Raw genomic sequence first — 8144 nt, 5'->3', positions numbered from 1 at the left:
TCCGAAGTCTCCCCCGTTGCAGTTCGAGCCGAGGGGCTGCCGACGAGCCGCAGGCGAGGCCCGAGTAGTAGTTCGAGCCGAGGGACGTCGGCCATGCCGTGAGGCAGGTCCGTCACGAGGCGAGACCCGAGCTAAAATTGCGCCGGCAGCTCGGGCGCTGCGGGCTCAGGCGACGAAGGGCGGGATCGGCGGGATCTCGACCTGCTGCGTCTTGACCTGCACTACCCCCGGCACGCCGCGCGTCACGTCGGCGGCCGGCTCCAGGGCCGAGGTACCCTCGAGCGTGATCACGCCGCCCTTGGCCTCCACCGCGATCCGGTACTTGCGCGTGTCCGGGTGCGTGACGAGGGCGACCTGGACGCGCGAGGCGAGCGCCCGGTCGGCGACGATCTGCTGCCCCGCCGTGGTGGTCGCCAGCTCGGGACGCCGCACCAGCCCCGCGAGCTGCTCCACCGCGGCCTCGATCGTCAACTTCTCGGTGTTGAGCACCAGGTCGTAGAGCGCCGGATCGCGCAGGTCCACGTCGTAGAGGTAGCGCATCCGGCCCAGCTTCTCCATGTCGTCGCGCCGGACCATGTCGGTCACGCTCCGCGGGTTCGCCCCCTCGCCCATCTGCCCGGTCATCTTCTTCAGCACGCGCTTGACGCGCAGCTCGAAGGCAGCCGCCACGCGGACGCGGAGCACGTGGGGAATGCCGCGGAGGAGCCACTGGCCGCCGCGCCCCATGAGGATCACGTTGTCGCTCTCGGCGAACTCGTAAAGCGCGGTCTGGATCACCGTGAGGTAGCGGCGGGTCTCGGCGTCGAAGCGCTCGAAGAGGGAGGGCTTGGCTTCGTCCAGGTGGGAGAGCTTGTCCTCGAGGAGGCCGTAGCGGCGCGCGGCGTCCGAGATCAGCTCCTGATCGACGTAGCGGTAGCCCAGGCGCTGCGCGAGAGCCGTCCCGATCTCGGGCCCACCCGCCCCCATTTCGTGCGAGAAGGTCACAATGCCCATCGCGACCTCTCCTTCCAGGGAGCCGCAACTCCCCGTCCCTCCGCGCCGGGGCGGAGATCAGGCCTGGCGATACTGCGCCTTCAGGGCGGTGGGGGCGATCGCAATCCGCTTGCCGCCCACGTCCTCCAGGACGTACACCTCGTCGGTGAGCGACCCGCTGGCGAAGACCTCGAAGACCTCAAGCGCCTCTTCGAGCGAGGTGCCGGGCGGCCGCTCCGCCATCATCTGTTCCACCGCCGCGCGCTTGAGCCGCATCCCGTCCTACCCGCCGAGGAGCGCCTGGGCCTTGTCGGCGTTGGACACCGTGAGGACCACCGTCGCGCTGCCCGCGCCGGCCGTGGTCGCGTAGGCGCACTTGATATTGATCTTCCCCTGGGCCAGCTTCTCGGCGACCCGCGCGAGGGCGCCCGGCCGGTCCTCAAGCGCCATCGCCAGGGCCGGCTCCTCGCCCGGGCGATACTTGGCCGCCTTGAGGGCCTCCTTGGCCTTGCCAGGATCGCTGACGACCATCCGGATCTTCCCGCGGCCGGCCGTCTCCGCTGCACAGATCGCCGTGATGTTGACGCCCGCGTCGGCCAGCGTCCGGCAGATCTTGGCCAGGACTCCGGGCTTGGACTCGAGGGTCAGGGTGAGCTGGGTCGTCTTGGCCATGGCCATTCCTCCTCGTTCGGACTCGGTCCGGTGACGTTCCTCGATGGGACCGATCGGGAGCGTCCCCGTGGGCGCCCGCCTCCCCGTCCACCCGGCGGGCCCGGGAGTGGGGCGATCCGGCGAAACTCGGTAGGGTCCTGGTCGAGCTTACCGCCCACGGGGGCCCCGCACTCGGCGCAGAGGTAATCGTACTTGGTCCCGGTGGGAAGCACCAGCAGGAGCTTCTTGCGGACCGGGACCGCCTTCCGGCAGCGCGGACAGAAGAGGCTCGCGGCCTCGAACTCTTCGTATGCCTCGGGCATCCTCTCCTCTCCGGCATGGAGCCGGCGGTGGGACTCGAACCCACGACCTGCTGATTACGAATCAGCTGCTCTGCCACTGAGCTACACCGGCTCGGGGAGCCTACCGTACCACGCAGGCTCGGAGGCGTCAACGCACGGCCGGCCCGAGGCGCGCTGTGATAGAATACCGCCCATGAAGTTCCTCTGCGTCGAGTGCGATGAGCCGATGAGGCTCCTCCAGAGCGAGGGTCCGGAGGGAGGCTCGCTCGCCGTCACCTTCGGCTGTCCCCGCTGCGGCCGACGCGTGGCCATGCTCACCAACCCGTTCGAGACCCAGCTCGTGCGAAGCCTCGGCGTCAAGGTCGGTGGACGCACCGAGCCGGCGACACCCTTCGAGCACATCCGCGCCTCCCTCGCCCACCAGCGCGGGGAGGCGCTCGAAGCGAACGCGCCGGGCGAGCCGCGCACGACCCCGCAGCCGTCGCCCGCATCCGAGGGGCCAGGGTGCCCCTTCGCCAACATGCTCGCGAGCCAGGAGACGGAGCGGTCGGAAGAGATCGGGTGGAGTCCGGAGGCTCAGGCGCGCGTCGAGCGGATCCCCGAGTTCGTCCGTCCGATGGCCCGGAAGGCCATCGAGCGCTACGCAGAGGGCAAGGGTTACAGCCTGATCACCGAGGCGGTGCTGGACGAGGCCCGGACCGCCATCGGTATGTAGCGCCTCGCCGCGCCTCGCCCGGCCTCGCCGCACGCCGTCGCGTTTACGCCCTTCGAGCGCGGGCTTGGCCCGCGCAATCGAGGGGGAGGTGTCGGAGGGGGCCGTCGAGGCCCCCTCCGATTCTCCTACGGCCGCGCGCGCGCGTGGCGGCCGTACTGCCGATGGCAGCGCGGGCAGCGGAGCCAGCCGGTCCGAACCCGCCTGACGATCCATCCGCAGTGCGGACAGAGCTGGAGCACGCGCCGGCCGAGGAACCACCCGCCGACCGCGACGAGGCCGGCGCCCACCACGACCAGGAGCCCGATCACCCACTCCATCGCGTTCAGGGTCGAGCCGGGAGGCCGAGGGTGAGGGAGGCGTGGGTGAGGCGCAGCCCCAGGGGCTCCGCCCAGCTCGGCAGGCGATCCCCGAGGAGCGCCTCGCGGAACTGCGCGACGCGCGGGGCGGGCAGGTGCACATGGCTCGCCAGCTCGTCCGCCAGGCCCTCGGGATCATCGTACGCCCGCTGGCTCACCCGCTCCACGTGCCGAAAGAAGCGCCGGATCCGCCGGTCCATCAGGCTCTTCGACAGGGTCAAAGCCAGCCGGGCGAGGCGCTCCAGGATGACGCTGTCGAGGCGAAGGAAGCCCTCGACGCGCGACTCCGCGTAGGTCGGCCCCCCGGGGGTGGTGCGATGGACCGTCTCGAGTACGAGCACGAGGCGGCCGGAGATCGTCGGCAGCAGCGGCTGATCGTAGCGCCCCTCGAGGTGAAAGACGCGACGATCTCCATCCGTCATGATCGGTTTGAAGACGCCGCGGGCGCCACGGCCGTCGTCGGCCTCGTACCCGTTCGAAGTCTGCTGCACCCGGTACTTCCCCTCTCTCAGGATGCGGGCGACCTCGGCGGCAAAGTCGGGATGCTCGATGAGGAAGTCGAACACCTCTTTTCGGCTGCGGTACCAGATCCCGTACACATGGTGCACGACCGCGGCTCCGTCCACGACGTCCTTGACCTCGAGAAACGTGCGCCGGTCGAGCCGGTCCCACGGAAGCTCGCGCGTCACGGCCGGCAGCGATCGAAGCCGGAACCCCTCGCCGCTCCACGTCGGGCCCGCGAGGCCCAGCAGGGCGATTGGCAGCAGGACGACAGCCGAGCGCATATCGCCCCCAAGGATACCACCGAGCGCCGCCTCCATGACAGGAGCCGCGGCGCTCACGGCCCACCGCGAGGCGTCGGCGTCCGCGACAGGTCGAGGCGGCCGCGCGGGCGCTTTTTCCTTGACACCGAGCGCGCGGTCACCGCTAGAATGGTCCGGTGACTCCCGCATTCCGGTCGAGGAGGGGACGTGGCCCATCCGCGCTATCCAGTGTGCCGGCTCTCGAGCTCGCTCTGCCTCGAGTCGCGCTGTCCCCTGGCCGACCGGCTCGACAACGTCTGGGTCGGGTGCCGGGAAGGATGGCTCAGCTGGGACGAGGCGATGCCGCCGGACCTCGACGCGCGTGGAAAGGCGCGGCTCAACCTCTACCTGCGGCTCCACGACCTGCCGGTCCCCGACGAGGTTCGGCTCTCGCCACTGCCCTCGGCCTGATCCTCGCGCTCGCGTGGGCGAGCGGCCTCGCGCCGCGCGAGGCGTCGGCACAGAATGGAAAGCCGCCCGACCTGAACGCCGAGGCCGTCCTCCTCCTGGATTCCGGCGGGCGCGTCCTGTTCGCCAAAAACGCGGACGACGACCACGCCCCGGCGAGCCTCGTCAAGCTCATGACGCTCTACATCGCCTACGAGGACGTCGAGGCGGGGCGCGCGGCGTGGGACGAGCCGGTGACCGTGAGCGCGAAGGCGGCGGCGACACCCGCCTACCGGCTGGGGCTCCGGACGGGCGAGACCGTGCCGCTGTCGCTCCTCCTGGAAGGCGTGGCCATCGTGTCGGCCAACGACGCCGCGATGGCGGTGGCCGAGCGCCTGAACGGAGACGAGCAGGAGTTCGTGGCGCGGATGAACGCGAAGGCCCGCCAACTCGGGCTCACCGCCACGCAGTTCGCCAACCCGCACGGCCTCCCCGATCCGAGTCAGCGGAGCACGGCCAAGGATCTCGCGACGCTCACGGCGAGCCTGCTCGAGCGGTTCCCCGAGGTGCGGACCCTGCTCGGCGCGAAGAGCTTCACGTACCGCCGCAGAGTGTACGTCCGGCGGAACCCGTTGCTCCGGGATCCCTGGGGCGTTCAGGCGCTCAAGACCGGTTTCACCCGGGAGGCCGGCTACAATCTGGCGGTCGCCGCGTGGCACCACGGCCAGCACTTCCTGGCGATCCTCCTCGGCGCCAAGAGTCGCGGCCTCTCCTTCCTCGATGCCCAAAAACTCCTCCGGTACGGCTTCGTTCAGGGCGGCCTGGAACCGGCCGCCAAGGAGCGCCGTCCGCCACCCCGGCGGAGCGGGACCCGCCGGCCCGCGTCCCCGCCCTCCTGACCGTCCCGCGCGACACTGCTCGCAGCGGACGCGACCCGCGACGGAGGCACCCACCATGGCAGCGATTCGAGGCATCCTCTTCGACGCCTACGGCACGCTCTTCGACGTCCACTCGGTCGTCGAGGCCGGACGCGCCATCACTGCGGACCCGCAGACCCTCTCGCTCGCCTGGCGCCAGAAGCAGCTCGAGTACACCTGGCTTCGCGCGCTGATGGGCCGCTACGTGGACTTCTGGCAGGTGACGGAAGCCGCGCTTCGCTACGCGGCGCGCCGACTCGGGCTGTCGGCGAGCGAGGCCCAGCTCGAGCAGCTCATGCAGGCCTACCTCTCCCTCGCCGCGTTCCGCGAGGTCAGGGCCACGCTCGAGCGGCTCCGCGGGATCCCGCTGGCCATCCTCTCCAACGGCTCCCCCGCGATGCTGGCGGCGGCGGTGACGTCGAGCGGGCTCGGGGGCGCCTTCGTCCACGTCCTCTCCGTCGACGCGGTCAAGACCTACAAGCCGTCGCCGGAGGTCTACGGGCTAGGGACGCGCGCGATGGGGCTGCCCGCGCCCGAGCTGCTCTTCGTCTCGGCCAACGCCTGGGACGTGGCCGGGGCCAAGGCCTTCGGCTACCAGGTGTGCTGGTGCAACCGGACGCAGGCGCCGATGGAGGAGCTGGGGGTCGCCCCCGACTTCACCGTCGGGCGCCTGGACGAGCTGCCCGCCCTCGTCGCGTCCGCGCCCCGCGGTGGAACCGCCGCCTGACGCACGGGCCCCGAGAACACGCGCGGCTCACCCCCGACGCGAGCGTCGGTCGGATGAGCCGTCAGAGCTCTGGGCTCCGAAACCGGGGAATCCTGGAGACGCCGGGCGTGATCAGAACTCCCCGATTCGCGCCGGGGCCTAGCGCTTCGCGAGGCGCTTCCGCTTTTCGTAGACCCAGAGCTTCTTGGTCATCTCGGAAGGGCCGATAGGCTTCGAGCCGAACACTGCCTCGACCGAGTCCTTACAGCCCCTGAAGTTGATCGAGTACCCGCCGAACGCCGCCTTCCGTTTCGCCATGCCGTCCTCCTCGGTTGTGGTTAGGGAACCCTTTTTTGCCGGGGCTCATCGGTGCCCGCGGGAACCCTCGCCGCCCGGCGCCTCCCGAACCGACTGGGCGTATTATCTCATTTTACGAGGGGGAGAAAAGGGGAAAAATACAACCCCTGGGGGCCACTCCGGGAACAGGACTCTAGGAGTGGGGCCGGACCCGAAACCGACACTCGGGGGTCCGGGGGATCGCCCGGGATGCCTCGCCCCAGCCTCCTCAGAGCGCGAGCGCGTAACCGTCGCGACGCGGATCCGCCCCGCCCTGAAGCGCCCCCGAATCGGGGTCGCGCGTGATGCCCTGCCCGCCGCCGACGATCCACGACCAGTCGTCGATGACGTTGACCTGGTGGCCGCGCCGCGCCAGCTCGTCACGCACCTCGCGCGGAATCCGCGCTTCCGCGTCCACGAGGCGATCGCGGTAGATCCGGACGCGCGGCGCCTCGATGGCCTCCTGGATGTTCATGCCGAACTCGAGCACGTTCAGGATCATCTGGGGCGTGGTCTGGAGGATGCCGTAGGAGCCGGGAGTCCCGATCGACATGAAGAACCAGCCGTCGCGGAAGATCTGGGTCGGTGACATCATCGTCCCCGCCTTCCGGCCCGGGCGGAGCCGGTTCGGGCTCTCGGCGTGGAGATCCGTCCACTTCAGGATGTTGTTCAGGACGACCCCGGTTCCGTCGACGGCGAAGCCGGAGCCGAACGGCACCCCGAGCGTCTGAGTGACGGTCACGACGTTGCCCTCCGAGTCCGCGCAGGCGAAGTGGGTGGTGTGCTCGCCCCGGAAATCGGCCGGGGGGCCGGGGAGGATCTGGCCGGGCAGGCGGATCGGGTCGAACCGCTCACCCTCGCTCACCGCAGCGCGCGTGGGATCGATCCGCGTCCGCTGGGAGGCTGAATACGCCTTGGAGACCAGACCCCCGATGGGAACCTCGGCGAGGTACGCGTAGGCCAGGCGATCGGCTGAGGCGAGCTTCACCGCCTCGATCAGGTGATGGAGGTAGTCGGCCGAGTTATGCCCCCAGCCCGCGAGGTCGTACGCTTCCAGGATGTTCAGGATCTCCAGATACTGGAACGCCGAAAAGGGCGGCGGCACGGTGGCGATCTCGACCCCCTTGAAGGGAATCGTGAGCGGCGCGCGCCACTCGGGGGTGAACGCCGCCAGGTCAGCCTCGGCGAGCCAGCCGCCGGCCTCCTGGACCGCCCGGCAGATCGCGCGCCCGATCGGGCCCCGGTAGAAGACCTCGGCGCCTCCCTCGGCCACCTGACGGTACGTCGCCGCCAGCTCCTTCTGGACGAGGAGACCCCCGGCGCGCGGGCTCCCGTTGCCGAGGTAGATGCGCTGCGCCGCGGCGGAGCGCTTCAGCGTGTCGCGCGCCTTCTCGAAGAACTCGCAGTTCTTCCAGGTCAGCGGCACGCCCTCCTCGGCGAGACGGACCGCAGGAGCCAGGACACGCTGCCTCGGCATCGTCCCGAAGCGATCGAGCGCGGCGAGCCACCCGCCCAGGTTCCCGGGCGTCGCGCAGGACTTGGGGCCGCCCTCGAGCTCGGCGGCCGTGACCCGCTCGGGGTCGGCGGCCTTCGGCGCTCGCCCGATGAAGTCCAGGACGACGCGTTCTCTCCGCCGCGCCGAGGAGATCACCATGAGGCCGATCCCGCCGATCCCCGACATGAAGGGCTCGACCACGTTCAACGCGCTGGCCACGGCCACGGCCGCGTCCACCGCGTTGCCGCCTTCCATCAGCATCTGGATTCCCGCCATGGACGCGAGCGGGTGGGCCGAAGTCGCGACCCCCCGGCGCCCCATCACGACCGGTCGGTACGCTTGTCGGTGGGGTGGCATGGTTGCCTCCTTACTCGGGCCTCGCCTCGGGAGTGTCGTCGCCTGCGGCTCCTCCGAACTCCCTCGGCTCGAAGTTCCACACTCGGGCCTCGCCTCGGGAGTGTCGTCCGCCTGCGGCTCCTCCGAACTCCCTCGGCTCGAAGTTCC

10 protein-coding genes and 1 tRNA gene are annotated in these 8144 nt (G+C 70.4%); 3 read left to right on the top strand and 8 right to left on the bottom strand.

The window, feature by feature from the left end; translation table 11 throughout:
* Positions 1 to 165: 165 nt before the first annotated feature.
* The 4 genes from HY726_00890 to HY726_00875 form a co-directional block, all read right to left on the bottom strand.
* Positions 166 to 993 (bottom strand): cytidylate kinase family protein, encoded by an 828-nt coding sequence (locus tag HY726_00890; GenBank protein ID MBI4607547.1) that lies wholly within the window; start codon positions 991 to 993, stop codon positions 166 to 168.
* A 57-nt stretch (positions 994 to 1050) separates the two neighbouring features.
* Positions 1051 to 1248 carry a hypothetical protein gene (locus HY726_00885; GenBank protein ID MBI4607546.1) on the bottom strand — a complete coding sequence of 66 codons (198 nt, stop codon included), beginning with the start codon at positions 1246 to 1248 and terminating at the stop codon, positions 1051 to 1053.
* 6 nt (positions 1249 to 1254) lie between these two features.
* Entirely contained in the window at positions 1255 to 1644 is a 390-nt protein-coding gene (locus HY726_00880) for an ACT domain-containing protein (GenBank protein MBI4607545.1), read from the bottom strand.
* A 318-nt stretch (positions 1645 to 1962) separates the two neighbouring features.
* Positions 1963 to 2037: transfer RNA gene (locus tag HY726_00875), tRNA-Thr, on the bottom strand.
* Between the two features lie 81 nt (positions 2038 to 2118).
* On the opposite strand from HY726_00875, the gene HY726_00870 reads away from it, so the two are divergent.
* Positions 2119 to 2640, top strand: a complete 522-nt coding sequence (locus HY726_00870; protein MBI4607544.1) for a PCP reductase family protein — start codon at positions 2119 to 2121, stop codon at positions 2638 to 2640.
* A gap of 125 nt (positions 2641 to 2765) precedes the next feature.
* Here HY726_00870 and HY726_00865 read toward each other — a convergent pair whose 3' ends face one another.
* Entirely contained in the window at positions 2766 to 2957 is a 192-nt protein-coding gene (locus HY726_00865; GenBank protein ID MBI4607543.1) for a hypothetical protein, read from the bottom strand.
* Positions 2958 to 2962: 5 nt separating this feature from the next.
* The gene (locus tag HY726_00860; protein ID MBI4607542.1) at positions 2963 to 3781 is read right to left on the bottom strand and encodes a hypothetical protein; all 819 of its coding nucleotides are present in this window, start codon (positions 3779 to 3781) and stop codon (positions 2963 to 2965) included.
* Between the two features lie 296 nt (positions 3782 to 4077).
* Here HY726_00860 and HY726_00855 point away from each other — a divergent pair, with 296 nt between their 5' ends.
* Both HY726_00855 and HY726_00850 read left to right on the top strand, forming a co-directional pair.
* Positions 4078 to 5085, top strand: coding sequence for a D-alanyl-D-alanine carboxypeptidase (locus tag HY726_00855; GenBank protein ID MBI4607541.1), 1008 nt, complete (start codon positions 4078 to 4080; stop codon positions 5083 to 5085).
* A 55-nt stretch (positions 5086 to 5140) separates the two neighbouring features.
* Positions 5141 to 5830, top strand: a complete 690-nt coding sequence (locus HY726_00850) for a haloacid dehalogenase type II (GenBank protein MBI4607540.1) — start codon at positions 5141 to 5143, stop codon at positions 5828 to 5830.
* Between the two features lie 138 nt (positions 5831 to 5968).
* On the opposite strand, the gene HY726_00845 is transcribed toward HY726_00850, so the two are convergent.
* Entirely contained in the window at positions 5969 to 6127 is a 159-nt protein-coding gene (locus tag HY726_00845; GenBank protein ID MBI4607539.1) for a hypothetical protein, read from the bottom strand.
* 247 nt (positions 6128 to 6374) lie between these two features.
* Entirely contained in the window at positions 6375 to 7997 is a 1623-nt protein-coding gene (gene ggt, locus HY726_00840; protein ID MBI4607538.1) for a gamma-glutamyltransferase, read from the bottom strand.
* Between the last annotated feature and the right edge of the window lie 147 nt (positions 7998 to 8144).

Source organism: Candidatus Rokuibacteriota bacterium (genome assembly GCA_016209385.1).
Lineage (GTDB): Bacteria > Methylomirabilota > Methylomirabilia > Rokubacteriales > CSP1-6 > JACQWB01.
Note: the sequence above shows the minus strand (reverse complement) of the source record. Positions and strands in the feature narration are given on the sequence as shown.

Bases quoted from the DNA above. Each gene is read 5' to 3' on its own strand.
- HY726_00890 (MBI4607547.1), bottom strand. From the start codon at position 993: ATGGGCATTGTGACCTTCTCGCACGAAATGGGGGCGGGTGGGCCCGAG.
- HY726_00885 (MBI4607546.1), bottom strand. From the start codon at position 1,248: ATGCGGCTCAAGCGCGCGGCGGTGGAACAGATGATGGCGGAGCGGCCG.
- HY726_00880 (MBI4607545.1), bottom strand. From the start codon at position 1,644: ATGGCCAAGACGACCCAGCTCACCCTGACCCTCGAGTCCAAGCCCGGA.
- HY726_00870 (MBI4607544.1), top strand. From the start codon at position 2,119: ATGAAGTTCCTCTGCGTCGAGTGCGATGAGCCGATGAGGCTCCTCCAG.
- HY726_00865 (MBI4607543.1), bottom strand. From the start codon at position 2,957: ATGGAGTGGGTGATCGGGCTCCTGGTCGTGGTGGGCGCCGGCCTCGTC.
- HY726_00860 (MBI4607542.1), bottom strand. From the start codon at position 3,781: ATGCGCTCGGCTGTCGTCCTGCTGCCAATCGCCCTGCTGGGCCTCGCG.
- HY726_00855 (MBI4607541.1), top strand. From the start codon at position 4,078: ATGGCTCAGCTGGGACGAGGCGATGCCGCCGGACCTCGACGCGCGTGG.
- HY726_00850 (MBI4607540.1), top strand. From the start codon at position 5,141: ATGGCAGCGATTCGAGGCATCCTCTTCGACGCCTACGGCACGCTCTTC.
- HY726_00845 (MBI4607539.1), bottom strand. From the start codon at position 6,127: ATGGCGAAACGGAAGGCGGCGTTCGGCGGGTACTCGATCAACTTCAGG.
- ggt (MBI4607538.1), bottom strand. From the start codon at position 7,997: ATGCCACCCCACCGACAAGCGTACCGACCGGTCGTGATGGGGCGCCGG.